Source organism: Priestia iocasae (genome assembly GCF_016909075.1).
GTDB lineage: Bacteria > Bacillota > Bacilli > Bacillales > Bacillaceae_H > Priestia > Priestia iocasae.
Window position 1 is genome coordinate 155,203 of the sequence record NZ_JAFBFC010000004.1, and the last position, 26,582, is coordinate 181,784.

Below are 26,582 nucleotides of genomic sequence, written 5' to 3' on the forward strand. Positions count from 1 at the left end.
GTTGTAATATGCAAACCATTGCTCATTTAGCTAAAAAAGCATTTAAGCGATATCCAAAGAAAATCGCTGTAAAAGATGAAAATCGAAGTGTAACGTATGAACAGTTACGAGACCGAGTTTATCAATTACATGCTGCATTAGTCGAAGCGGGATTAAAAAAGGGAGACCGCGTGGCTGTTTTAATGTCAAACCGAATGGAACATGTGGAGTTAGATTTAGCGGCAGCCTTTGGTGGATTTATTAAAGTTCCATTAAACTATCGGCTTCATCCAAAAGAGATTGAGTACATTTTAGACCATGCAGAAGCGAAAATTATGATTGGTGAAGAAGCCCTTATTCAACAAGTAGAGACTACTTGTCAAACGGTTTTTATCGGTGCTGATTATGAAGAGTGGATGAAAAGCAAATCCCATATTGAACCCGCTCTTTCAATAGAAGAAGACGACATTTTTACAATTATGTACACCTCTGGGACAACTGGAAAGCCAAAAGGGGTGATGTTGTCCCATCGAAATGTAACCTCAAGCGCCATCTCACTAGCACTTGTATGTGAAATTACACCTGATGACGTTGTGGGACATGTCGCTCCGTTAACACATGGAAGTAACTTTTTATCTCATATTTCATGGATGTTTGGGTTAACACAAGTGGTGTTCAATAAGTTTACCCCAGTCGACTTTTTACATGATCTCGAAAAAGAAAAAGTATCCGTTATTTTTATGGTACCAACAATGGTGAATTTAATGATTCAAGACTCAAATTTTGATGTTGAAAAGCTACGCTATATTAAGTCAATTAACATGGCGGGGTCTCCAATTGCAGCTAGTAAATTAAAACAAGCAATTGAAACAGTAGGACCAAAATTTATCGAAACGTATGGACTTGTAGAAGCTCCGATGACAATTACAATGATGCCACGCTTTGAGCTGACAGACCGATTAGAATCATGCGGTACGACAGGCCCTTTTGTTGAGATGAAACTAGTTGGTGATGATGGAAACGAAGTGAAGCAAGGTGACATTGGTGAAGTGACATGCAAAGGCCCACTTGTTATGAAAGGGTATTGGCGCAATGAGGAAGCGACCGCTGATACAATTCGTGATGGTTGGCTATATACAGGTGATTTAGGGTGGGTAGATGAATATGGTTATTTACATCTAGTGGACCGAAAGAAAGACGTCATTATTAGTGGAGGAATGAACATTTATCCGCGTGAAATCGAAGAAGTTTTAAACAAACATGAAGGGATAAGAGAAACATCTGTCGTTGGGAAACCAGACGATAAATGGGGCGAAGTGGTTGTGGCCTATTGTGTATTGAATGAGGGCTATAGCATCAAGCAAGAAGAATTGATTCATCTATGCAAAAATCATCTAGCAAGCTATAAAAAGCCGAAAGAGATTCGAATGGTTCAAGAGTTACCAAAAAGCGGTTACGGCAAAATTTTAAAACGAGAGTTAAAAGAGATGGAGAAAGGAGTGACGAAATGAGTCCAGTTGCTGTTTCAGGAATCGGAATGACAGCGTTTGGAAAGCACGAAAATGCGACACTTAAAACATTATTGATGGATGCATGTGTCGAAGCGTTACGTGAAGCGAACTTTCCAAAAGTTGATGCAGTGTATATCGGGAATTTTATGTCAGGGTCACTTGTGAATCAAGAAATTTTAGGAGCGATTGTTGCTAATGACCTCGGCTTAGGGCCAGTTCCTACGTTAAAGGTAGAAGGAGCGTGTGCATCGGGTGGAATTGCGTTTCGTCAAGCGTATTTAAATGTGCAAATGGGGCTTTACGACACTGTATTAGTAGCGGGCGTTGAGAAAATGAAGCACGCTTCTACAGAAGTTGCGACAAAAGCAATTAATGCGGCGATGGATAATGATTCAAATGAGAAGCATGCAGGTTTGACGTTCCCAGGGTTCTTCGGTACCCTTGCGACTCGCTATTTTTATGAAACAGGCGCATCGAAAAAGCATTTAGCGATGGTTGCGTTAAAAAATCGTGAGTATGCGATGAACAATCCGAAAGCCCAGTTTAAAAAGGCGACGAGTTTAGAAGAGATCATGAATGCACGTATGATTACCGAGCCTCTGGGGCTATTTGATTGCTCTCCAACAACCGATGGAGCTGTCGCAGTTGTGTTATCAAAAAGTGAAAAGGGGGTTGTCATAAAAGCCTCATCTCAAGCATCAGGTACGACACAAATGCAAGAAGCAGAAGAGCTACTAAGCATTCCAGCCATTCGTGAATCGGCAAAGAAAGCATATGAGCTAGCAGGCGTAGGACCTGATGATATTGATGTTGTGGAACTACACGATTGCTTTTCAATGACCGAAATGCTAGCGATTGAAGAGTTAGGTTTCTTCGAAAAAGGAACGGGATGGGAAGCAATAGAGAAAGGGTTAACAAAACACGGGGGTAAAGTGCCAGTAAATACGAGCGGAGGGTTATTATCGAAAGGTCATCCAATCGGTGCAACGGGACTTGCACAAATCTATGAAATCGTGTCACAACTACGAGGCACTAGTAGCAATCAAGTGGACAATGCTCGCCTTGGTTTAGCACAAAACTTAGGAGGAACAGGTGCATATTCAACTGTTCACATCTTTGAAAGGGTGAATAGTTAATGGAGAAGATTTTAGTATACGAATGTGCAAATTGTGAAAAAAAGTTCGTACAACGAAAATGGATATGCTCAAGTTGTAAGAAAACAGAATTTCAAACGAAAAAAGTAGCAGGAAAAGGTGTCGTCTATTCACATACGACCATCCACATTTCATCGAATGAATTCGCACACCTCACACCTTACACGATTGCACTTATTGAATTAGAGTCAGGGCTTCGCGTTACAGGTCGATTACATGACCCTGTACAGATTCATGATGAAGTGACCTGTTTGAGTAATGAAGAGAATCAATATGTGTTTGTTAAGAAATAAAGCGAAAAAGACGCCTCTTTTCCTATTAACGGGTTCGGTTTTCGAGTACAAAAACTTAATTAGCATTCAAATTAGCAATCCAATTCGCATTGAATTGGATTGCATTTTTTTTGTTGATATATCATGGTTAACTATAAGTTTAATGGTGTTTTAGCAGACAAAATCGCACACCTTTTAGCAGGTTGACAGAAGTTATTGTCAGTGTGATAGTTTGTATGCAAATTGATATGCGAATTGGTGTGTTAAAAATGGTAAGAAGGTTACTGGAAATTTATGTTGAATGATAGGGAGACTTATTAAACTTAGGGGACAGGAAGGTTCAACAAGAAGGAAATAATTATTTCATCACGAATTAAACCTATAAACCAAAAATTTGGAGGTTATTTATGAACCCTATTTTAAATCAAATTGGTACTGTGTTTATTCCTGTAAGCAACATTGAGGAAGCTTGTGACTGGTATTGTGATATATTAGGCTTGCCCGTAGATGGTGAAATATTATTTGGTCATTTGTATGTATTACCTATGAACGGTACCGGAATAGTATTAGATAGTAAGATTTATTCAAAAGACAATATTTTCAAAACTCCACCTTTTCATTTGAACACTAACAATATAGAACAAGCTTATGAGCATATGAAGAGTAAGAATGTTGAATTAACCACAGAAATTGAGCATAACCACTGGTTTAATTTCAAGGACCTTGATGGGAATCATTTAATGGTTTGCAAATGTTAACCTCTAAAGGGTGCTAATGTACAACAACGTACTATTATAAAAGTAGCTCAGAGCTATTCTCTGAGCTTTTTTTGCGTGCTAATTTTACTGCTAAAGTGTCTGCTAATTCAATGAAGAATTGCATTGCAAAAAGAAACTGCTAATTCGAATTTTGTACTTCAAAACCGAACCCGTTATTTTCCTATAGGGCGTCTTCTTTTTCTGAAAATGCTAAGGCTGCTTTTGATGCTCGCCATTTTTGAACAATATCCTGCTCCATTTTCGTATAGGCTTCTTCATCAATTACTTTATAGATAAGGAGCGATTGTAGGGAGCTTATGAGATGATCGGCTACTTTTGCATCCATGATCATTTCTTTTGACTGTGCGATGTCTTGAATGTTCTCCACTAAGTGGATGTTAAATAAGTTAATGCGCTCTTCTAATGCACATTCTTCGGCATATTCAATGATGGCGTCACGCTTTACTTGGTACATACGTGTTCCAAATCGCTTGGCACCAAACATGCCGAGTTTTGCTTTATCTAACAGCTCTTGGTAGTGAGCTTGTGCTTCTTTTTCACTTTGAACCTTTAACATTTTCACCATGATACGTGTGGCTTCAGGGATGGTAATAAATCCTTTATTTGTTTGATACATTCTTTTCATCTAGTTCGTATGCCCCTTAATGACTTAATACGTTTAGTATACCAGATCTCGAACGAAAGAAGCGGATGAGATGCTTTAAAAATCCTTGAATATGAATGTATTTTTTTAACATATTAACCATTTTTAGATAAATAAATCGTGTATGATGGAATAGATAGGAAGTTACATAGAGAAGGAGGTACGTGATAGCCCTTTAATTCAATGAAAAGAGGAGAAACACATGCCGAAATCAATGAAAAAATGTGTTCAACCGTTTTTAGCGAGCGTTTTTGTAGTAGCACTATTGCTTGTTCAAGTCAGTCCAGCCTCAGCTGCAGGTTTTAAAGATGTACCGACGACTCATTGGGCAAATAAAGAAATTTCGTATTTAATTTCACATAGCGTGATTAAAGGTTATCAAGACAAAACATTTCGACCGAATCATCAAGTAACAAATGCTCAAGTAGCGATTATGATGGCTCGTGCGTTAAAATTAAACCTAAATGGAAGGCCTAATCCAGGATTTAAAGATATCCCTACCACTTACCATGCATATAAAGAGATTGCAGCTGTCGTGGAACAAGGAATTTTTCCAAAGGGAAGTTATTTTTATCCTGATAGCCCTATCTCAAGGGAATCAATGGCTCGGGCGCTTGCGAACGGATTTAAATTAGGTGGACAGCATCATATGAACTTTTTAGATGTACAGCCTAATTATTGGGCGTATACGTATGTTACAAAAGTAGCGGCGAATAAAATTACAACCGGCTATGTAGATAGTACGTTTAGGCCGAAAGAGCGAGTAACACGTGCACAATTTTCTGCTTTCATGGCTCGCGCGCTTAATCCACATTATCGTCAGCAAACAACAGTGACGAGAAATGTGGCATGGGGAATGAATAAGCAATGGGTTAAAAGTGTTGAAAATGGCTACAGCAAATTTATAGGAGAAACAGCTGATTTACTCATCTTTCAAACTCGAAAATTTGATATAAATGTATACATTGGGTATCTATTTGAAAATGGTGGTGTTTCAGGTATCTTAGTTGATTATGCACCTGAAGATACGCGCTATTATGGTGATGAAGAGAAGCAGCAAATCTTTGATGGACTTGTTGAATTTACTAGTCTTGAACTAGGCTTACCCATTAACTACCTAGAAGATTATGAAGAATATGCAGCTTTATGGGAGAAAGATCATTATCAAGTCGCTGCTGCTGTGAGAGATGATGACGAGTATAATACAAATGCATCAGTTCTGTACTTTAATGATGAAACCAACCTATATCAAGCTAAAAAAGTGGAGCAAACAAGCTTCAAGAATGTGCGTAACCACTACGAAGCAGCAGAAGAGCGTAACGCTGACATATCATCAACTAGAAAACAAACACAACTTCTTCGCTTGCTAGAACAATAGACTTTCAAATTGAACCGTTCCATGTTTAGTAAAGTGAACGGTTTTTTTCTTCTATAAGAAAGCAGGAGAATCACATTAGTGGCGAGAATCCTAAAGGAATTAATTTTTCTACATAGGAGTTGTTCAAATGAATCCATTACTACTAGATTTTTCGACTGAATTTGAAACAGATAAACTACTTATTCGTATGCCGAAGCCTGGAGATGAGTATGCGGTGTTTGAGGCGGTTAATGAATCACATGCAGATTTAAAAGAATGGCTAATCTTTGCGCAAAAAGAGCAAACATTGGAAGATATCACTCTTGATATCCGAAAAGCGCAGATTGCGTTTTTGAATAGAGAAGACTTGCGATTTCTCGTGTTTTTAAAAGAAACTGGTGAGCTTGTGGGATCCTCTGGCCTGCATCGCATTGACTGGTCCATTCCTCGCTTTGAGATTGGTTATTGGATTAACTCTCGTTTTAGCGGAAAAGGATATATGACGGAAGCGGCTAAAGGGATTACCGACTTTGCGATTCGTGAATTGAACGCACGCCGAATTGAGATTCGCTGTGACTCACGCAATGTAAAAAGCCAAGGGGTCGCTGAACGGTTAGGTTTTACATTAGAAGGTATTTTAAGACAGAATGGTAAGTGTGTAAAAACAGGAGAGCTCATTGATACTTGTGTGTATTCACAAATCATTAACTAAGTGTAAGGAAATCCATAAGACCAACCGGTGTAAAGTCAATCGTTAACCAAGAGGTGAATCGCTGAAAATCAACGATTCACCTTTATTTTTGGCTTACTCATGGCTTTATTCATTACTTCTAAAAAGTACGGGTTACCGTTTGGGTTTTTATGTGTGAGTAGAGCTAGCGTTGCTTTTACATCATCCATCGCACGGTGAGCATGCTCTCTTTTAATATGATGAGCGTCAAGAAGCGTGGTTAGTTTTTTATTGAAAAATCCGTAGTCTTTCCACTTTACGGCTCTCATGGAACAGTGCCATTTCTTTTCAATCAATTCAGGGTATCGAGTCATTAAAAAGCTACGATCAAATGAAGCATTATGCGCAATTATGATATCTGCTTTATTAAATAACTCCATGATTTTCTTATCATTTAATTGGTGGTTATGAACCATTTCATTTGTAATTCCCGTTAATCTTGTAATATATGAAGCAATGGGAGTAGAAGGCATATTAAATCCTGCATATTCATCGACAAGTTCAATCACTTCTCCTGATTGTGCGTCGTAAGAGCAAAGCACAATCGCTACCTCAATCATCTCGCATTCGTGCGGACTTAAGCCTGTCGTTTCAATATCGACAATCGCCGCGAGTTTTCTTTCTAGATTCATCGTTTCCCGTCCTCTCTATCTGCTACTCTCTTAACGATATCATATTCTTATAGGCTATGTCTTATTTTCTATTAAACGACATATATAAGAGGAAACGTATATAATAAGATTTAATCATATCGTTAAGAATAGAGGGGGGAGTACGATGAGAAAAGAGTTCACGTTTGAAAACCAAGATAAACTGAACATTCACGTTTACAAATGGATGCCAGAACGAGACATAAAAGGCATTGTTCAAATCGCACATGGAATGAATGAAACGGCGTTACGATATGATTATTTTGCTAGAAAGCTAGTAGAAGAAGGGTTTGTCGTATATGCAAACGATCACCGAGGGCATGGACAATCTGCTTTATCAATAGAAGAGTTAGGATACGTGAGTGATGACGATGGATTTCATGATATGGTGGAGGATATGAAGCAATTAACAGACCTTATAAAACAGGATTATCCGAGGACACCCATTCTTTTATTCGGCCATAGCATGGGTTCATTTTTAGCTCAACGCTATATTCAACTTTACAATAAAGACATTACGGCTGTTTTATTATCAGGAACAAATGGTAAACCTAAGTCCCTTTTAAATGTTGGGGTTGCACTATCAAAATCCATTATGATCCTAAAAGGAAGAAAAGCAAATGGTAAGCTACTTGATCACCTTATGTTTGGCGCATACAATAACCGATTTAAACCTATCACAACAGAATTTGACTGGCTAACAAGAGATGCGAATCAAGTGCAAGCTTATATTGATGATCCTTATTGTGGTAACGTGTTTCCCGTTTCGTTCTTTTATGATCTTTTAAGGGGTCTAAAAACCATTCATAAGCAGGAAAATATGAAACATACACCTTTACATCTTCCAATGTATTTTTTTGGAGGTAGTGATGACCCAGTAAGTGAGTATGGAAAAGGGATTGTGAATTTATATGAAACGTATCAGTCGGTAGGAGTTCAAAGTGTCACCTATAAACTTTACGAAGGTGGACGTCATGAAATGCTCAATGAACAAAATCGAGATGAAGTCATTCAAGATCTTATTAGCTGGATTCAACAGCACGTTGCCATCTAATCCAGATTCTTAAAATGTTGTAACTCAACAGCAAATTTTTATAAGCATGAATTTCCTAAACCAAAAGGAAATTCATGCTTCTATGTATAATAGTTATTATTGAAAGCGATTTCATTCGGTGATTTCGTACAAATTCTACGACAACACCATATACTCACAGATTTCTCATGGTAGGAAAGTATGCTAGATGTTTTGACAAACAAGCGGTGTTATGGAATGGTTTCTGTCATAGTTATGGAATAAGACATCGAGACATGCATAACGAATCTGAACTAGTTGAGAAGGAGTGGATTAGATGCAACGGCAAAAACTATTAGTAAATGGTGAACGATTAAAGCAGGAATTAGAACGCTTTGCTGATTTTGGGCGTACCGACAATAATGGTGTGACACGACTAGCATTGTCGCACGAAGATCGTTTAGCGCGTGACCACTTTCGAGCTTGCTGTGAAGAGTTAGGGCTGTCTGTCAAAATCGATGATATGGGTTGTATGTATGCGACATTAGAAGGAACAGAAAATGTACCACCCATTGTGATTGGCTCACACATTGATTCTGTAAAAAAGGGTGGACGATTTGACGGTATCTTAGGAGTTGTCGCAGGATTAGAAATCGTGCGTACACTTATTGAGAACAACGTAAAGCCGCGTATCCCGATTACGATTGTGAATATTACGAATGAAGAAGGAGCGCGGTTTGAGCCTTCAATGATGGCATCAGGTGTATTATCTGGTAAGTTTGCAAAAGAAGTGATGATCAAAAAAACGGATACAGAAGGCATCACATTTGAGGAAGCGTTAAAGAACATTGGCTATGATGGTGACAGTGACAATCGTTTAACAGATGCAACGGCATTTTTGGAGCTACATATTGAGCAAGGTCCTGTACTTGAGCAAGAGAAGCTTTCCGTTGGCGTAGTGGAATGTGTGTTAGGAATGGTGTGCTACGACATAGAAGTGAACGGGCTTTCTAATCATGCTGGAACTACTCCAATGCCAATGAGGAAAGATGCCCTATTTGTGGCAACAGATTTACTTGCAGAAGCACGTGAAAAATTAAGCGTGTTAGATGACAAGCTTGTATATACAATGGGACGTATGAATGTATCACCAAATATTCATACCGTCATTCCAAATAAAGTGGTGTTCTCACTTGAAGCGAGACATCAAGATGAAAAAGTGATTGAAGAAGTCGAAGATATTATTCAATCGTTAACTCGATCAGAGGCAATTACAGAAGGTTGCAGTGTCAAAGCAACAAAGCTATGGGGGCGCGATACCGTTTGGTTTGATCAAAGTGTGGTTGAACAAGTAGAAGAGGCAACAAAGTCACTTGGCTATTCGTATAAGCGCATGGTAAGTGGCGCAGGGCATGATGCGCAGTTTCTACAAAGCTATATCCCAAGTGCGATGGTGTTTGTTCCTAGTCAAAATGGACAAAGTCATTGTGAAGAGGAATATACAACGTGGGAAGAGTGTGAACGTGGCGTCAATGTTCTACTAGAAACAGTGATGGGAATGTTGGCGAAAGTATAATGAGAAAAAGAAAGTAGGAATTTACCTGCTTTCTTTTTTTCTTTTTAATACTTTAAGGTGGTTATAAGAAAGGAAAAAGGGTAACACACTAATTGAGGGATCTTTTATTTACAAGAAAGGAGAATGAGAAATGTTTCATTATACGAAAGATGTATCCATGTCCGTTGAAGAGACGATTCCAAAATTAGAAGAAGCACTAAAAAGTGAGCAATTTGGAGTGCTATGGCAATTCAATATAAAAGATAAGCTTCAAGAAAAAGGGTTTGAATTTGAGAAGGAGTTTGTGGTATTAGAAGTTTGTAACCCAGAAGAAGCAAAGCGAGTGTTAGAAGAAGAAAGTTTAGTAAGCTATTTCTTACCTTGTAAAATGGTTGTATACAAAGAAGGAGACCAAACAAAAGTTGGAATGCCAAAACCAACGGCTTTAATGAATATGCTTGAAAACGATAAGCTCGAACAGCTTGGGGCGGATATTGAAAAAAGGTTAATTCATTGTATAGATAAGCTTGCTTAAACAAAATAAGTTATTCCAAAAGTCACTACATATGAAAAAATTCTTTCACGCAAGTTGACTTACTTATCTATCCATTAATTTTAAGGCTGAGTCAGATGGGACGATTTTTACCATTTTGATTTAGCCTCTTTTCATGTGTTAGTGCCTTTGTCTTAAGAGGGTTAGATAAGTCTAAGTTATTATAAGGGAGATATTCCTATGAAAAGTTTACGTTTTTACAAGAGATAAAAAAGAAGCAGTATTCTACTACTTCTTAATCATTCCAAGCCTTTTAACAACTCACAGAGATTGTATGCTCGTAAAAAACTTGCAATCGCGCATAAATGGTACTTGTTCTTCTACTTTCCGTTTTTGAAGTTCAATGAATAACTTTTTATAGTCTGACTTTGTTACATCTCCTTGTGTGTAACACGCTTGTAAGTACCTCAGTAATTCATTTGTATGAAGTGGACGTCGCTTTTTCATTAAAATAAATTGAAAAATAAAATCTTCTATTAACATTGTAACCCCTCCATTTAATAAGTTTCCGCACAACTATTGAAAGCGTTTACAAAATCATAACATAAAAATATAAAAAATCTACATTAAACATCTAGACAATTTATTACAATATCTTTAGAAATGGAAAATCACCATTGTAGAATATGAGAGGGGCATGATATTTGCTTGGGCGGATTTTAAAATGTTGTCCTTTTTTAAAAAAGACGGGGAACATTTTTTATCCTTTAACATTTAAAAAAGGAATCGAACCATTGCTCGATTCCTTTTTTGTTTAGTTTGCGCGCATAATTTCACTTACAATTTCAAACGAACGTAATCGAGCTTTGTGATCATAAATTTGCCCATGAATCATAAGCTCATCTGCTTTTGTTTCTTGCACAAATTCTTTTAGCTTTCGTTCGACCGTTTCTTTACTTCCGATAATGGATGTACTTAATTGTTTATGCAAAATGGCTTCTTCGTAAGGTGACATGAGGCCTTCCATGCTGTCTACAGGTGGTTTTAGTAAGCCTGGCGTGTTACGAATTAAGTTTAAGAATTGCTGTTGTAAAGACGTCGCCAATCGATTTGCTTCTTCATCTGTATCCGCTGCAATGACATTCACACCAACCATTGCGTGTGGTGTTTCTAATTCATCAGATGGTTGGAAGAAACGACGATATAAATCAAGTGCTGGTATCGTATTCTCTGGAGAGAAGTGACTAGCAAATGCAAATGGTAAGCCGAGCTGAGCGGATAATCTTGCGCTAAATCCACTTGAGCCTAATAGCCAGATCGGCACTTTTAGTCCTTCACCAGGAATGGCACGAACACGGCGGTTTTCTCCCTCTGCTGGCGGTGTAAAATAAGTTCTTAGTTCTTCAAGTTGTTCTGGAAAGTCGTCTGCACCGCTTTGCAACGTACGACGTAGCGCATGAGCCGTTACTTGATCTGTACCAGGAGCACGCCCTAGTCCAAGGTCAATACGACCAGGGAATAATGTTTCCAGTGTTCCAAACTGCTCAGCAATTACAAGTGGGGCATGATTTGGAAGCATAATACCACCAGAGCCAACACGAATACGAGAAGTACCGGCTGCTACGTGTCCAATAACAACTGAGGTAGCGGAACTAGCAATGCCAGCCATATTGTGATGTTCAGCAACCCAGTAACGGTTGTATCCCCATTTTTCAACATGCTGAGCTAAATCAAGTGTATTTCGCAATGCATCTGCAGGTGTAGCTCCTTCAATAACGGGAGCTAAATCTAAAACAGAAAATAGAATCTCATTTAATTGTTTTTCATTTGTCGTCATACATTCATCTTCCTTTTATTATGATGATTCATAAACAGTATATTTTATAAGCACAGTTTTATTGTAACAAGGATCTTTCGAGTGTCAAAATAATTTGCTTTTATGAGCAATAAAAATACCAGGTCATCATCTACTAATGCCTGGTTATCGTTTCATTTCGATTCCAATAGTTCACTAACGGTCCATTTGCCCCGTATACAGGATCTGTGCTAGGGAGGATGACTTGTTGAATCTCATGTAAGACATGAGGCCATTCATCTTTTTTACCAGTTTTTAAGTTATAATTCATCCCATTCGGATATGCGCCTACTACTTTGAAATTGGGTGTAGCACTTATCATCTTATGACCAGTTCCAGCTGGTAATACAACAACGTCACCGGTCGAGAATTCGACACATTGGCCATGTTCACCCCCAAGTTGAATGGTGGCTGATCCATTCACAACGCCGAGTACTTCATGTACATTGCTGTGGAAGTGATGGTAATCAAATACTCCGTTTATCCAGCTGTTTCGCCAGTTATGGCGGTTAAATACATATTCAACTTCTTTTGGACAATGAGCAAATACTTGATGATAGACAAGAACAGGAAGCTTGCCGTTATTAGGGATTGCACCATCATCCTTAAAGTAATAAGTTGTGATTTTACATTGATTCATCAAATCTCTCCCAATTTATTAGTCCTTAACCAATAATTCCCCTTTTTTTCTTTTTGTAAACGAAGGATTTAATTGAAATTAATAGTAAACCTTTAAAAATATGAAGTTGACAAAAGTTGAGTTTTTCTGATAATTTAGAATAAAATAGAACATTCTAAGAGGGGTAACGCATAATGAAACTTAAAGAAATGATGTATGTATCACTATTTGCTGCCTTAGTCGCAGCGCTTGGATTACTACCACCTATTGCTCTTCCATTTACACCTGTACCCATTACGGCGCAAACCTTTGGCGTGATGCTTGCGGGTGCTGTATTAGGTGCACGTTTAGGCGGGATGAGTTTAGGGTTGTTTGTTTTACTTGTTGCAGTTGGTGCACCAGTACTTTCAGGTGGACGCGGTGGATTAGGTATATTAATTGGACCAAGCGGAGGTTATGTGCTGAGCTGGCCAATCGCTGCATTTGTTATTGGGTTCTTAGTTGAAAAATCGTGGCATCAATTAAAGCTTTGGAGAATGGTTGTATTCAACCTTATCGGAGGCGTTCTTGTTGTCTATGCTTGTGGAATTACCTATTTATCATTTGTAGCAGATCTAACATGGATGCAAGCAGCTGTCTCTGCTCTAACATATATTCCAGGGGATATAGCGAAAGCTGTTTTATCAGGAATCATTGCTTTACGAATTCAAAAGAGCTATCCACTTATTCAACCAAAATCGACATCAAACACATCTCATATAAAAGTAGCATAAAGAAGCAAAAGGCGTATCGAAATGGATGCGCCTTTTTGTATAAAGAAATAGGTTCAAATGAAAAATTAGAACATTTAATCATTATAAAGGGAGTCGTAGCAACATGACTATTGGACAAACTTTTTCCATGCATATAAAAAATCGCAGTAACCATCCTGCCATCATAACAGAAGAACGGAGCATCACTTACCATGAGCTATATACATCGATTCATGGTATGCAGCAGCACCTTTTAGCTACATTTGGAAAAGAAAAGCAACGCAAGATTGGGATTGCACTTGGAAACTCTGAGGCTTTTATCGAAGTGTTTTTTGCCGTTACAATGCTTGGATGGATTGCTATACCGTTTGATTCAAAGTGGAGTCAATACGAGCGAACACTTGTTGAACAAGAATGTCAGCCCGATGCCGTCATTAGTGGGAAGTGTAGCCTTTATCCATGCAAGTTTGAAACAGCACCTTATTCGCTTGAGTGGCATACCGATGATGAATTTCTTTTTTACATTGGTTATACATCGGGTTCAACAGGAAAACCAAAAGGATTTATGCGAAACCATCGCTCGTGGGTATCAAGCTTTCAATCAGTGGAAAAAGTATTTCAATTATCAAAAGACGATACATTCTATGTGCCAGGACCATTATGTCATTCGTTATCGCTTTTTGCGGCCGTTCATGCGATTCATCTAGGGGCAACCCTTTACGTAACGAAAACGTTTGAACCGGAAAGGGTTATAAGATTAGTAGAGAGTGAGCCTATCTCTGCAATGTACGTCGTTCCAACGATGATCCATTCTATCGCAACGGTATTGAGCAAAAAAGATAAACAACTTACCAATGCATTAACGATTATTTCGTCAGGTGCGAAGTGTACACCAGAGCTAAAAGACCAACTGAAAAAACAACTTCCTTATTCGAGCTTAATTGAATTTTATGGAGCGTCCGAACTAAGCTTTATTACATATCTCAGCAATGAAGATGGGCAAAAGAAGCCAAGTAGTGTAGGAAAACCGTTTCCTGGTGTCGAAATCTATCTAGTAGACGAGAATCAGCGCAACGTTTCAGTAGGAGAGATTGGAACTCTTTGTGTGAAAAGTCCGTTTGTATTTAGCGGCTACGTGAATGAGCCGATGGCAACAAAAGACGTGTTTCGAGGTGACGTTGCCACGGTTGGAGATCTCGCTTATCAAGATGAAGAAGGTTTTATTACATTAGTAGGGCGCGAAAAAAACATGATTATTAGTGGTGGACTAAACATTTACCCGGAAGAAGTAGAAGCTGTCATACAACAAGTAGATGAGGTGGATGAAGTCGTGGTCATGAGTGAATCTGACCCGTACTGGGGCGAAAAGCTAGTGGCCATTCTCAAATGGAAAGATGGAAGGAACGTCTCTATCGATGCGTTAAAGACACATTGTCGAAGTGAACTTTCTTCCTTTAAATGTCCACGATCATTTATCGAAGTTAAAGAGTTTCCATATACATCAAGCGGAAAAATCGCCAGAAAAGAGGTACAACAATTGATAAGAGGTGAAAAGTCGTGCGAGAAGCAGTGATTGTAACGGCTAAACGAACAGCCGTTGGAAAAGTAGGGGGCATGTTTAAAGATATACCACCAGAAGAACTTGCCGCTACGCTTATTCGACACATTCTTCAAGATTGTAAACTTCACCCAGCCTCCATTGATGAAGTTGTACTTGGGAATGCGGTTGGGCCAGGTGGAAATTTAGCTAGATTAGCAGCTCTTCAAGCAGGGTTATCGGTTACTGTTCCAGGTGTTACGATTGATCGTCAATGTGGATCAGGACTTGAAGCAATTAATATGTCGCTCCGTCTGATTCAATCAGGTGCAGCAGATATTGTGCTGGCAGGAGGTGTAGAAAGCAGTAGCTTAGCACCTTGGAAAATAGCGAAACCTTCTTCACTCTATCATCCCGGTGGTCCTGCTCTTTTTACACGAGCACGCTTTTCACCTGATTTCATTGGCGATCCTGATATGGGAGTTGCGGCTGAAAATGTCGCCAAACAGTTTCGTATTACAAGAGATGATCAAGATACGTATGCTCTTAATAGTCATCAAAAAGCTATACATGCTCAACAAACAGGAAGGTTCCAAGAGGAAATAGTGTCTGTAAATGGCATAGCAAAAGATGAGTGTCCAAGACAGCAAACGAGCAAGGAAAAGCTAGCAAGCTTACAGCCAGTATTTCAAGAAGGTGGAACCGTCACGGCAGGAAATGCTTGTCCAATTAATGATGGAGCAGCACTTGTTCTCATTATGTCAGTGGAAAAGTGTAAAGAGCTCGGCTTATCACCTTTGGCTAGGTTTGTGGACGCAACCAGTGCCGGTGTAGACCCGAATATACTTGGTGTTGGTCCGATTCCAGCCGTTCAAAAATTATTGAAGCGTACAAATTATTCTATTGAAGACATTGATGTTTTTGAATTTAATGAAGCCTTTGCATCACAAGTACTTGCCTCAATTCGTGCACTTCACATTCCAGAAAACAAGCTTAATCTTGGAGGAGGGGCACTTGCGCTCGGTCATCCTTATGGCGCTTCCGGGGCCATTTTAGTTACAAGGTTATGTGCAGAAATGAAACGAACAGGTGCCAAAAGAGGACTTGCAACATTAGGAATTGGTGGTGGCTTAGGGGTAGCCACTTTACTAGAAAGAGTTTAAGGGGGAAATTAGCATGACTCAGCTGTTAGAAGGAAAAAAGTCAGAGGTCGTAAATGTAACGGTCACAGAGGAAATGGTAAAAGACTATTTAAAAGCGATTGGTGCTGATTCAGAATCATTATACATACCTGTTACGATGCCGTTTATTTTTTGGCATAAACTTGATACACCTTGGCTTCATAACGTAGGGACACTCGTTCACGGCGAGCAATCGTTTGTGACTCATCAGCCACTTGCTATTGGTCAAACATATCAATGTCAAGTGAGAGTAAATAGAGCACGAACAAAAGGTTCTATGCAATTTTTAGAGCACGTGTTAGAAGTGAAAAGCGATGAGCAGCTAATATGTGAGAGCATTTCAACAATCATTGTGATGGGAGGTAAGTGAATATGACGACTTTGCAAATAAATGAAGAATTAGCATCGAGCTTTTCAATTGAAGTAACCGAGCAAATGGTGGAGCAATATGCGGAAGTTTCAGGTGACTACAACCCCATTCATCTTCAAAAAGAAGCAGCAGTAAAAGTGGGGTTTCCGGATAAAATTGCACATGGAATGCTGGGAATGGGTATTAGCACGAGGCTTTTAGCACCTTATTTAAATGAAAATCGTATGATTACTTCTTATCAAACTCGTTTTACGGCTCCTCTCATCGTAGGTGAGACGTTACATATAAGCGGAACGGTATTCGAAAAGACGAATGAACATGCTGTGATTAAATTTACAGGTGCGACCGATAAAATAGTATTTGAAGGTACGTGCATCATACGCTTTGTAGCATAAGGAGAGGGTACGATGAACAATCGTGTAGTCATTATTACAGGCTCAACGAAAGGAATCGGTAAAAGCATTGCGCAGCTGTTGGCTAGCGAAGGAGCGTTAGTTGTCATAAATGGGAGAACGGAACAATCTGTTGAGGAAGTCGTAGCTGACATAAAAGCGTGTGGAGGAAAAGCGATTGGAGTTTCTGGGGGAGTTGAACACATAGAAACAGGAGAGCGTCTTGTCTTAGAAGCGGTTCGTCATTTCGGAAGCGTAAATGTTCTCATCAATAATGCTGGTGTGGTACACGATCGGATGTCGCATAAAATGAGTGAACAAGAATGGGATGATGTGATTAACAGCCACCTAAAGGGAACGTTTGCTTCGACTCAACCATTTATTAAACAAGTGAAAAAACAACAAAGCGGTGGTCACATTCTTAATATGACGTCTACTGCTGGACTTGAAGGAACAATCGGACAACTAAACTACAGTGCTGCAAAAGCAGGCATTCTTGGCATGACGTGGACGCTTGCCAAAGAATTAGCTCGAGATAAAATTGTTGTTAATGCCATTGCACCCGCTGCCTTAACAGACATGACCCGACCATTTGTTGAAGCAGCAATGAAAAAAGCCAACGAACAAGGGATAGAACTGGAAGATTATTGGAATATTGGGAGTGCGGATGAAGTCGCATTATTTGTTCGTGACCTTTTACAAGTTCAAGATCCAACTCTTACAGGTCAAATTTTTAGTGTGAACGGAAAAAAGATTGGGCGTTGGCATCCACTACGCTATGAATCTTTTAACTTCACGGGCTTTTCCATTTAAAAAAGGAAATTCCATTATTTACAATCGATCGTCTTTGGTGGTAATATATTGTAAATAAATGCAATGAAGAGAAGAGTACGTGAAGAAGATTTTTTAAAGAGAGCTCCGGTTGCTGAAAAGGAGTAAAAATCATTCACCGAACCAAGCCTCAGAGCAGCACATGGGAACCACTATTGGGGATTGTGTGACAGGAGCTCCTGTTATCGAGCAAAGGTATAAGCCAATTAGGCCGTACCTAATAAGATTAATATGGTGACATATTAATAAACTGGGGTGGCACCGCGATTATAGAAAATCTCGCCCCCAAGGCATTCGTCTTGGGGGTGAGATTTTTTTATTTGTTCAATTGTAAAAAAGGAATGAAAAGAGGAGGTCGTTTGAACGTGAAATTGTGGAAGTATCCGCTTCTTTTATTAGGTAGTATTGGTATTTCTAATCTTGGGGAATGGATCTATTTACTTGCATTAAACTTAATGATTTTAGAGATGACGAACTCACCATTAGCGGTCGTTGCTCTCTATTTAATAAAACCTTTCGCTACATTATGTACAAACGGGTGGGCGGGTAGTATCATCGACCGTTTGAATAAGCGTTATTTAATGATGGGTCTTGATATCTTCCGAGCAATCTTACTTGCGTTACTACCCATGTTATCATCTCTTATGATGATTTACATGCTTGTCTTTTTTATCAGTATGGCTAGTGCGATGTTTCGTCCAACCTCAATGACCTATGTTACGCGACTTATTCCAGATGATCAGAAGAAACGTTTTAATTCGTTTCATAGCTTTATTAATTCAGGTGGCTTTTTAATGGGGCCTGCTATCGCAGGACTTTTGTTTCTAACCGGCCCTCCTACATTTGCTATTTACGTGAATGCTGTTGCGCTTTTTCTTTCAGGAATCATAACGCTGTTTATGCCAAATGTTGAAGAAGAGCTACGTATGAGTAATCATGTATTTTCATTCGCACTCATTAAAGAAGATTGGCAGGTCGTTCGTACGTATAGTCGTTCTTTTGTCCATGTCATGCTTGTTTACTTTTTATTTAGTTGGATTGTCATGGTGATGGCAAGTGCTGTTGATTCGTTAGAGGTCGCTTTTGCAAAAGAAGTGTTACATCTTTCAAACAGTGAGTACGGATTTCTCGTCAGCATTGCAGGGGCTGGGATGATGGTAGGCGCGCTAGTAAACACATTCATCGTACACAAACTATCTACGTCTTTCCTAATGGGAGGTGGAACGGTTTTTGTAGCAGCAGGGTATTTGCTCTTTGCGTTTTCGACTACATTTACAATGGGAATTATAGGCGTTTTTGTACTTGCCTTCGCCCTTGCATTTGCAAATACAGGGTTTCTCACATTTTATCAAAAAAACATACCGGTTTATGTGATGGGGAGAATAGGAAGTATTTATGGATTCCTTGAAGCTATATGCATCATCTTGATGACTATACTAGCTGGAGCTGCAACGCATATCATGCCGCTACAATTTATTGTGATGAGTGGATCTATGATCATGATGATCGCAGCCATTGCTCTTTGCTTTTTAATGACTGCTGGAACACCGGAAAAATCTTGTTCAAATCAGTTAAACATATAGATCATTCTTTCTCATCTTATCTTGATGTTATAAAAACCTTATCAACAAATCTCAACGTTTATGAACATCTTTTATCACTTTCTTAATACAATGCTTTTAGAGGTGATAAAAGTGCCAAGAGTAAAATATACCGATAAAGACGTTGCTTTAATGGCAAGGATGATGAGAGCAGAAGCTGAAGGTGAAGGAAAACAGGGAATGCTTATGGTTGGTAATGTGATTGTGAATCGACTAAAAGCAAACTGTTTAGATTTCAAAGGATTAAGGTCTATTCCTCAAGTGATTTATCAAGTACAAGGAGGAAATTACTCATTTGAAGCTGTACAAAAAGGGAATGTTTTTTATAACAGAGCAAGAGGAGTAGAAAAAAAGTTAGCGAAAAAAACGTTAGACTATTGGAGAGAGCATCCTTCAAAATATGCTCTTTGGTATTTTAATCCATATGCTGCATGTCCACCTACATGGTACGACCAACCATTTGCTGGACAATACAAACAGCATTGCTACTACGAACCAAAAGCGAATACTTGTGAAGGTGCCTATACGTGGTAAAGCGAAGCAGAGTCATTGGACTCTGCTTTTTGCTTATGAGATTTAGGGTGATTTTTGCTTAAGAGCCCTATTTAATTAAAATGGTAACATTTAACTAGTGATTTTAAGAAGAAGGGGATAGTTCTTTGAATTAGTAGTAGGTAAAATATAGATAAGATGTAAAATAATTATTTACAGAACGTATGTTCGTTACTATAATGAACATATAAATAGATTGCGAGAGTGGGAATAAGGATGACGTTAACCGAACTGTATATTGATTCTATTGCACCGAATGCGTCCGCTGTTAAGAACGGATGGGGGCTTGTGAAGAAGAAAAAGTTTGAAAAGCTACATCAATCAAATGATCAAACGCTTTTATTTGGAGAATGTGCAGGAAGTGGGAAGAAGCCATATGTGACATCCGTAGATTTTATAAATCCAGAGCAACCTACGTATCGTTGTACGTGTCCGAGCCGTCAATTTCCTTGTAAACATGCATTAGGTCTTTTATATGCATATGTCGATGGTCAAGTGTTTACAGAAGCACCTATCCCGGAAGACGTTATTGAAAAGCGTGAAAAAATAGCAAAGCGAGTAGAAAAGAAGCAAGCAGAAAGTGTACAACCGAAGAAAAAGAAAGTGAATAAATCTGCTCTTCGAAAAAAGCTACAAGCTCAGCTAGAAGGACTCGTGGTAGTGGAAACGCTGTTACATAATCTCGTTCGAGGTGGATTAGGGTCTGTCGATGTGAAAGCCCTTAAACAAATTGAAGCGACTGCAAAAGAAGTTGGAAATTACTACTTGAAAGAACTTCAGCATGCTTTGCGTGAGTTTGTACAATTATGGAAAGAGAAGCTGCCAGAAGAGGAATTGTATGTAAGAGCCATTCACGAGATTCAGAGACTATCATTTATTTGCAAAAAAGGAAAAAGTCACTTGCAAACTCGTTTACAAGATGAGGAGCTTGCACTTGATACGACCACTTCGATTGAAGAATGGCTTGGCCACACGTGGCAATTAGCAGAGCTTCGAGAATTAGGAATGGTGAAGCGTGATGAAGAGCTTGTTCAACTCTTTTACACGTCCTATCAAAATGATGCGAGAAAAGAATACATGGATGAAGGAATTTGGTTATCATTACAAGACCATCATCTTTATTACACTAAACAATATCGACCGTTTCGAGCTGCTAAGCAACTGAAACAAGAAGATTCTACGTTTTCGGTTATTCATACAGATGAACTGATTGTCTACCCAAGTGAAGGGAATGCTCGTGTCCGCTGGGAAACTTCACGCTTTGAAGAATTATTAGCAGAAACATTTTTGCGTATTCACCAGGCAGCGCAAACGACTATTTTAGACGTACTAAAGCAAGTGAAAAATCAACTGAAACAACCATTAGCTGATAAGCAACCTCTTGCTCTTATTGCGTATGACAAAATTGGTAAAGTAAATGAAAAATGGTTGCTCCAAGACAAGCACGGTCAGCGTTTAACTCTTGTAGATGCTGAAGGAGATACACTACCTCTTTTATCATTAGTAAGGACAGATCAATTATCTAATCACGTGTTACTTGTGAAATTTCAACATAATTTGCAAACAGGGGAGCTTGGCGCAAAACCGTTATCTCTGATCACACATGATCAAATCATTCGTTTTAAATAGAAGGAGAACTGAACATGATACCAATTTTATCTCGTTTACAAGATGAAACAAAGCGTTTGATGATTGCGGGTAGTGATTTAGCAATCCATGATCCAAAGTTACAAAAACTCATTCCGACATTAAAAGCAATGGGAGAAAAAGCACCCGTATTTGCTAAACTTGCAGCACTGACAGAGGAATTGATTCAAAGTAAAGAAGAAACGGCTAGTAAACTAGTTGAACTCTCTCATCTAGTAACCTCTATTTTATATACACAAGGTAAAACAGGAGAAGAAGGTTCACTCGTGCAAAGTGAATTGACATTTACGTACGAAACAACACTTTCCCATCGTCGCATCTATCCGCTAATAGAAGCATTAACTACATCGGGTTCGGGTCGTCTACAAGTCATTCAAGAGGCAGTCGAGTCAGGGGCATATAAAGATTTACGCCTTGTGTTACCCTTTGTTTCTGCGCTAGATGATCCTTATGCAGAAATTGGGGACTATGTGGCAACATACGTACTACCGACGTTTGATGCATCTATTCTGCCACTAATTCAAGAGAACTTTCATATAAAAGGAGCAAAAGTAGATGCACGTCGTTTAAAGGTAATGAGTCACTTTTTAGGACAAGAGGGAATGTCGCTTTATTTAGACGCCATTGAAAACGGTTCTAAACAAGTGAAAATTGAGGCTATTAAATGTTTAGCATTATTTGATGAGGCTGAAGATTTACTTTTAACGTATGCAAGAGATAAAAAGGTAGATGTGCGAACAGCTGCTTATGAAGCACTTGCTACTAGAGAGACAGAAAAAGCAGCAAGGTGTTTAGTTGATGCACTTCATGGAAAAGACCATTATCATGTGATGTATGTCGTGCAAAACAGCGACTCAAACATATTAGGTAAGCATCTATTATCGTATGTCCAACAGACATACGAAGCGTATCTTGCAACGAAAAAGATCGATGAAAAAGATCGGTTTGAAGAAAGTTTGCGTTTATTACAAGGGAAGCAACAAGAAGATATAAAGTCGCTTTTAGCGGACATTATTCATAACGTAGACGTTCAAGCATCGATTGCAAGAGAAGCATTGTACATTTTAACTGAAACATATGGAATAGATAGCTTGGCAGAATTTCCGAATGTTCATCAGCTTCGAAATCGATCGAGCTTAGTTGATTTTTCGTTTCGATATGCGCTTTTACACTCATCAAAAGAAGAAGTATTTGAACAATTTTCTCGCTATGTGAAGAGAGGTCGCAATGATTATGGAGCACGTCTCATCCTTGAAATGATGGATAGGGGAATCTTCTTTAAAGGTAGTCTACAGCCATTTGACCGTGAGTATGAAAAGCAAAGGTATTACTATTATGACGATGAGGAAAAAACAGCAAATCTTTGCTTAGAAGCGAAGTGGGATGCTAGGTGGGTCGACGTATTAATTAGTATGGAAGAAGAAAAGCTTGCATTGAGGTTACTGACAGATGGTAAAAATGAAAAGTATGTTCAGTATGCCATGAATAAACTAGCGCTTAATCCATATTTCTCTAGTTCTCGTGGTGTTAATGCAATGACAGCATTGCTACAAATGAACGTAGAAAATGTATTCGATGTACTAGTAGACACGCTCAAAAAGACTGATAAGTATAGTAATTCAATCAAATTCCATCTAACGACCGTTTTAGAAAATATGAGACTATTCACCGTTTTACCAACAGCATATGCGACAGAATTAGAGAGAATAGCAGTTGAAGAGATTGAAACGGAGAGAATCAAACATCGATTGCTAACCATTGCACATGATTTAAAGAAAAGTGAGGAGAAACAACATGTCTAACCTTTTACGTTTGTCAGCTGAACAATTGTACGCAAAAGAAATTGAAGCTTTAAAGAAAGCAGAAACGAATAAAGTGCCTCCGGGCTGGCAACTTTCTCCTCGTTCTGTTTATACATTTATTGCTGGTGGTCAATGTGGAAATATAGATATTACCCCAAAATACATTGGAAACAAACGACTTGTCGAAATGGCCATTGCGACGCTAGTCACTGATCGCGCCTTATTGTTAATTGGTGAGCCTGGTACAGCGAAATCAACACTATCAGAACTATTAACAGCAGCTATACATGGAGATTCTTCAAAAGTCATTCAAGGGACAGCTGGGACAACTGAAGAGCAAGTACGTTATTCGTGGAACTATGCCATGCTTTTAGCGAAAGGTCCATCATTTGATGCGCTTGTAAAGAGTCCTATTTACCGTGCAATGGAGCAAGGAGGTATTGCTCGCTTTGAAGAAATTTCACGTTGTTCATCAGAAGTGCAAGATGCCCTTATCTCCATTTTATCAGAAAAGAATATCTCCATTCCTGAGCTAGGTGAAGAAGTGTCAGCCGTTCGTGGCTTTTCAGTTATTGCTACTGCAAACACGCGTGACCGTGGCGTAAACGAAATGTCATCAGCGTTAAAGCGTCGTTTTAATATTCTTGTTTTACCAACGCCAGCAACCATTGAAACAGAGATGGAAATTGTGACGAAACGTGTGAATGAGTTATCAACGCAATTTGATCTCCAAGCTGAGCTTCCATCAGAAGAATTGGTTAGACGTGTTGTCACCATTTTCCGTGAGTTACGAAGTGGCATGACCCTTGATAGAAAAGAAAAGGTGAAGTCACCAAGCGGGGTAATTTCGACGGCTGAAGCTATTTCTCTTTTAACAAACAGCATGGCACTTTCTGCAAGCTTCGGAAGTGGTCAGTTAACAGAAGAAGATGTAGCAGCGGGATTGCAAGGAGCCGTTGTAAAAGATGAACAAAAAGATGCTATCGTATGGAAAGAGTATGTAGAAAACGTTATGAAGAAAAAAGGCTCTGATTGGCGTGGCTTGTATCAAGCGTGTCGTGAGTTGAATGGATGATGACGCCGCCTATTTTCGGTGTACGTCATTTATCACCTGCGTCTGCCTATCACGTAGAAAAGTGGCTAGACGATGTACAACCAACAGCTGTTTTAATTGAAGGTCCCGCTGATGCAACGTCACTGATTGCAGATATTTCGAGAAAAGAAACAAAGCCACCACTTGCCATTATGGCATACACACATGAAGTGCCTGTTCAGACGGTCGTGTATCCTCTTGCGTCTTATTCTCCTGAATATCGAGCAATCATGTGGGCGACTCGGCATGATGTTCACGTGTCGTTTATCGATCTGCCAAGTTCTATTACGCTTGCAACAGAGAATGAAACAGAGCCACAAGAGGGAGAGTCTATTTACGAAAGGATGGCTTTACTTGCAGGAGAGCTTGATTATGAATCATATTGGGAGCGCTCCTATGAACACATTCAATCATCCACATCGTTTCAACAAGCCATTCATACGTTTTCATCTCATTTGCGCGATGTGGAAGAAATGAGCGACACAGAAAACGTTGAAAATGCACATCGAGAATGGTTCATGAGACAACAAATTCGTCAAAAGATAGAAGAAGGACATGACCCAACTAAAATTGCCGTCATTACAGGTGCTTTTCACGTAAAGGGGTTAAAAGAAACTCAGCATATAGAAATACCAAGCGTTCAACCTGTTGCTACAAGTTTAACGTTAATGCCCTATTCCAATTTTAAATTATCTGCAAGGTCGGGTTATGGTGCAGGAAATGATGCACCTGCTTATTTTGAAATGATGTGGGAATGTATGAAAAGAGGGAAGTTGCGTGAGCTTCCTGCTTATTACATGACGTCGGTGGCTTCGGCTTTAAGACGGTCTGGCACGTTTCGTTCATCTGCTGAAGTGATTGAAGGAGTAAGATTAGCTCACTCACTTGCTTCCTTTCGAGAGGGCTTCCTTCCAACCCTTCGTGATTTACGAGATGCAGCAACCGTGAATCTTGGTCAAGGTGAGTTTTCTGTTATTGCAGAAGCATGTGCGAAGGTTGAGACTGGAACGAATATCGGCTTCCTCCCAGATGGAGTCAGTCAAACGCCTATTCAAGATGATTTTTATCGTCAAATAAAGCAATTAAAGCTAGAAAAATACCGAAAAGATGTTAAGCAAACGCTACAGCTTGATTTGCGAGAAAACCGGCGAGTAAAGGGAGAGGAAGCGGCCTTTTTAGATTTGCATCGTTCCTTTTTCTTTCACAAATTACACGTTTTACACATTTCGTTTGCAGTGCCAGACTTTTATGAGCAAGAGAACGCAACATGGGCTGAGCATTGGAACGTGCAGTGGACACCTGAAGTTGAAATGCATCTTGTTGAATCGACATTGCTTGGTGAAAGCATTGATTTAGCCGTTGCTTTTCGACTAAAAGAGCAGCTCGAAGATAGTAAGCGTGTATCAAAGGCTGCTGAAATCGTTTATCGTGCCTTTCAATGTGGAATGATTACGATGATGAAAGAGGCAAAAAGCGTTGTTCAACGGTTAACAGTCGATGAAGGCGATTTTGTTGAGACTGCTAACGCAGCAACGAATATTGCTCGAGTGGTTCAATATGGAGATGTTCGCAAAGTGGATACGACCTTGTTACGACCGCTTGTCGAACAACTCTTTTTACGTAGTACGCTTTTACTTATCGATGCCGCTCGTTGTAACAATGATGCGGCGCGAATCGTCATGGAAGCAATGAATGAGGTGAATGCCATTGCCCTTCAACTTTTTGAACATGTAGATGAAGAAGAGTGGTTCACCGTTTTAAGAGAAGTAGCGTATCGAGACGACTTAAATCCTTTGCTATCGGGTTATGCTTGCACTCTTTTAATTGAACGAAATCAACTAGATTCTAAAACACTCTCTGAAGAAGTAGCAAGACGGTTGTCTCCAGGCGTTTCAGTAGACTTAGGAGCTGGATGGTTTGAAGGATTATGCCTTCGAAATAAGTACGCTTTGTTATCTCGTCCGTTTTTATGGGAACAAATCAACGAATATGTTTTATCGCTTTCAGATGAGCAATTTCACCGCGCTCTTGTGTTTTTACGACGCGCGTTTACGTCATTTTCATCGACCGATCGAGCAAAAGTTGCAGAGCTGCTTGGAGATTTATGGGGAGGCGATTCGCTTATGATAAGCGAACAACTAAATGAATCGTTAACAGAGCAAGAAGAGGCAGTAATTGACGAATTAAATGACTTTGACTTTGGAGATTTTTAACG

General features: G+C 39.2%; 26 protein-coding genes and 1 other annotated feature. Of the genes, 21 read left to right on the plus strand and 5 right to left on the minus strand.

The window, feature by feature from the left end; all coding sequences use genetic code 11:
* Nucleotides 1-8: 8 nt before the first annotated feature.
* From JOC83_RS11945 to JOC83_RS11960, 4 genes are all read left to right on the plus strand, one after another.
* A complete protein-coding gene (locus tag JOC83_RS11945; RefSeq protein WP_205187535.1) occupies nt 9-1,490 on the plus strand; it encodes a class I adenylate-forming enzyme family protein in 1,482 nt (493 codons plus the stop codon).
* The gene (locus JOC83_RS11950; protein ID WP_205187536.1) at nt 1,487-2,626 is read left to right on the plus strand and encodes a thiolase domain-containing protein; all 1,140 of its coding nucleotides are present in this window, start codon (nt 1,487-1,489) and stop codon (nt 2,624-2,626) included. Before JOC83_RS11945 ends, JOC83_RS11950 begins: the two co-directional genes overlap by 4 nt.
* The gene (locus JOC83_RS11955; protein ID WP_205187537.1) at nt 2,626-2,937 is read left to right on the plus strand and encodes a Zn-ribbon domain-containing OB-fold protein; all 312 of its coding nucleotides are present in this window, start codon (nt 2,626-2,628) and stop codon (nt 2,935-2,937) included. The genes JOC83_RS11950 and JOC83_RS11955 overlap by 1 nt, the downstream gene beginning before the upstream one ends.
* A gap of 386 nt (nt 2,938-3,323) precedes the next feature.
* A complete protein-coding gene (locus JOC83_RS11960; protein WP_205187538.1) occupies nt 3,324-3,674 on the plus strand; it encodes a VOC family protein in 351 nt (116 codons plus the stop codon).
* 181 nt (nt 3,675-3,855) lie between these two features.
* On the opposite strand, the gene JOC83_RS11965 is transcribed toward JOC83_RS11960, so the two are convergent.
* A complete protein-coding gene (locus tag JOC83_RS11965; protein ID WP_205187539.1) occupies nt 3,856-4,320 on the minus strand; it encodes a hypothetical protein in 465 nt (154 codons plus the stop codon).
* A 220-nt stretch (nt 4,321-4,540) separates the two neighbouring features.
* Between JOC83_RS11965 and JOC83_RS11970 the strand changes: the two genes are divergently transcribed.
* Both JOC83_RS11970 and JOC83_RS11975 read left to right on the plus strand, forming a co-directional pair.
* Nucleotides 4,541-5,716, plus strand: coding sequence for an S-layer homology domain-containing protein (locus JOC83_RS11970; RefSeq protein ID WP_205187540.1), 1,176 nt, complete (start codon nt 4,541-4,543; stop codon nt 5,714-5,716).
* A gap of 127 nt (nt 5,717-5,843) precedes the next feature.
* On the plus strand, nt 5,844-6,407 hold the full coding sequence (locus JOC83_RS11975) for a GNAT family N-acetyltransferase (RefSeq protein WP_205187541.1): 564 nt from the start codon (nt 5,844-5,846) through the stop codon (nt 6,405-6,407).
* 68 nt (nt 6,408-6,475) lie between these two features.
* Here JOC83_RS11975 and JOC83_RS11980 read toward each other — a convergent pair whose 3' ends face one another.
* Nucleotides 6,476-7,057, minus strand: a complete 582-nt coding sequence (locus tag JOC83_RS11980) for an exonuclease domain-containing protein (protein WP_205187542.1) — start codon at nt 7,055-7,057, stop codon at nt 6,476-6,478.
* A 145-nt stretch (nt 7,058-7,202) separates the two neighbouring features.
* On the opposite strand from JOC83_RS11980, the gene JOC83_RS11985 reads away from it, so the two are divergent.
* From JOC83_RS11985 to JOC83_RS11995, 3 genes are all read left to right on the plus strand, one after another.
* Complete coding sequence (locus JOC83_RS11985; RefSeq protein ID WP_205187543.1) at nt 7,203-8,129, plus strand: alpha/beta hydrolase; 927 nt, start codon at nt 7,203-7,205, stop codon at nt 8,127-8,129.
* A gap of 295 nt (nt 8,130-8,424) precedes the next feature.
* A complete protein-coding gene (locus JOC83_RS11990; protein ID WP_205187544.1) occupies nt 8,425-9,663 on the plus strand; it encodes a Zn-dependent hydrolase in 1,239 nt (412 codons plus the stop codon).
* A 130-nt stretch (nt 9,664-9,793) separates the two neighbouring features.
* Nucleotides 9,794-10,177, plus strand: a complete 384-nt coding sequence (locus JOC83_RS11995; RefSeq protein WP_205187545.1) for a DUF302 domain-containing protein — start codon at nt 9,794-9,796, stop codon at nt 10,175-10,177.
* 279 nt (nt 10,178-10,456) lie between these two features.
* Here the strand turns inward: JOC83_RS11995 and yppF are convergent, their stop codons facing one another.
* From yppF to JOC83_RS12010, 3 genes are all read right to left on the minus strand, one after another.
* Nucleotides 10,457-10,678: a YppF family protein gene (gene yppF / locus JOC83_RS12000; protein ID WP_205187546.1), complete on the minus strand. Its 222-nt coding sequence runs from the start codon at nt 10,676-10,678 to the stop codon at nt 10,457-10,459.
* Between the two features lie 271 nt (nt 10,679-10,949).
* Entirely contained in the window at nt 10,950-11,972 is a 1,023-nt protein-coding gene (locus JOC83_RS12005; RefSeq protein ID WP_205187547.1) for an LLM class flavin-dependent oxidoreductase, read from the minus strand.
* 133 nt (nt 11,973-12,105) lie between these two features.
* Entirely contained in the window at nt 12,106-12,630 is a 525-nt protein-coding gene (locus JOC83_RS12010; RefSeq protein WP_205187548.1) for a cupin domain-containing protein, read from the minus strand.
* A gap of 173 nt (nt 12,631-12,803) precedes the next feature.
* On the opposite strand from JOC83_RS12010, the gene JOC83_RS12015 reads away from it, so the two are divergent.
* The 12 genes from JOC83_RS12015 to JOC83_RS12070 all read left to right on the plus strand — a co-directional run bounded on the left by JOC83_RS12015 (nt 12,804) and on the right by JOC83_RS12070 (nt 26,580).
* Nucleotides 12,804-13,382 carry a biotin transporter BioY gene (locus JOC83_RS12015; RefSeq protein ID WP_205187549.1) on the plus strand — a complete coding sequence of 193 codons (579 nt, stop codon included), beginning with the start codon at nt 12,804-12,806 and terminating at the stop codon, nt 13,380-13,382.
* Between the two features lie 103 nt (nt 13,383-13,485).
* On the plus strand, nt 13,486-14,934 hold the full coding sequence (locus JOC83_RS12020; protein WP_205187550.1) for an AMP-binding protein: 1,449 nt from the start codon (nt 13,486-13,488) through the stop codon (nt 14,932-14,934).
* Complete coding sequence (locus JOC83_RS12025; RefSeq protein WP_205187551.1) at nt 14,919-16,061, plus strand: acetyl-CoA C-acyltransferase; 1,143 nt, start codon at nt 14,919-14,921, stop codon at nt 16,059-16,061. Before JOC83_RS12020 ends, JOC83_RS12025 begins: the two co-directional genes overlap by 16 nt.
* Before the next feature lie 13 nt (nt 16,062-16,074).
* Nucleotides 16,075-16,449, plus strand: coding sequence for an FAS1-like dehydratase domain-containing protein (locus tag JOC83_RS12030; RefSeq protein ID WP_205187552.1), 375 nt, complete (start codon nt 16,075-16,077; stop codon nt 16,447-16,449).
* Nucleotides 16,450-16,451: 2 nt separating this feature from the next.
* Nucleotides 16,452-16,844, plus strand: a complete 393-nt coding sequence (locus JOC83_RS12035; protein WP_205187553.1) for a MaoC/PaaZ C-terminal domain-containing protein — start codon at nt 16,452-16,454, stop codon at nt 16,842-16,844.
* 12 nt (nt 16,845-16,856) lie between these two features.
* Complete coding sequence (locus JOC83_RS12040) at nt 16,857-17,654, plus strand: SDR family NAD(P)-dependent oxidoreductase (RefSeq protein WP_205187554.1); 798 nt, start codon at nt 16,857-16,859, stop codon at nt 17,652-17,654.
* A 54-nt stretch (nt 17,655-17,708) separates the two neighbouring features.
* Nucleotides 17,709-17,962, plus strand: a binding site (T-box leader).
* A 75-nt stretch (nt 17,963-18,037) separates the two neighbouring features.
* Entirely contained in the window at nt 18,038-19,255 is a 1,218-nt protein-coding gene (locus tag JOC83_RS12045; RefSeq protein WP_205187555.1) for an MFS transporter, read from the plus strand.
* Nucleotides 19,256-19,366: 111 nt separating this feature from the next.
* A complete protein-coding gene (locus JOC83_RS12050; RefSeq protein WP_338038908.1) occupies nt 19,367-19,807 on the plus strand; it encodes a cell wall hydrolase in 441 nt (146 codons plus the stop codon).
* Nucleotides 19,808-20,041: 234 nt separating this feature from the next.
* The gene (locus tag JOC83_RS12055) at nt 20,042-21,454 is read left to right on the plus strand and encodes an SWIM zinc finger family protein (protein WP_205187556.1); all 1,413 of its coding nucleotides are present in this window, start codon (nt 20,042-20,044) and stop codon (nt 21,452-21,454) included.
* A gap of 14 nt (nt 21,455-21,468) precedes the next feature.
* Entirely contained in the window at nt 21,469-23,274 is a 1,806-nt protein-coding gene (locus tag JOC83_RS12060; protein WP_205187557.1) for a HEAT repeat domain-containing protein, read from the plus strand.
* Entirely contained in the window at nt 23,267-24,349 is a 1,083-nt protein-coding gene (locus JOC83_RS12065; protein ID WP_205187558.1) for an ATP-binding protein, read from the plus strand. Before JOC83_RS12060 ends, JOC83_RS12065 begins: the two co-directional genes overlap by 8 nt.
* The gene (locus JOC83_RS12070; RefSeq protein WP_205187559.1) at nt 24,346-26,580 is read left to right on the plus strand and encodes a DUF5682 family protein; all 2,235 of its coding nucleotides are present in this window, start codon (nt 24,346-24,348) and stop codon (nt 26,578-26,580) included. The genes JOC83_RS12065 and JOC83_RS12070 overlap by 4 nt, the downstream gene beginning before the upstream one ends.
* Nucleotides 26,581-26,582: the final 2 nt, after the last annotated feature.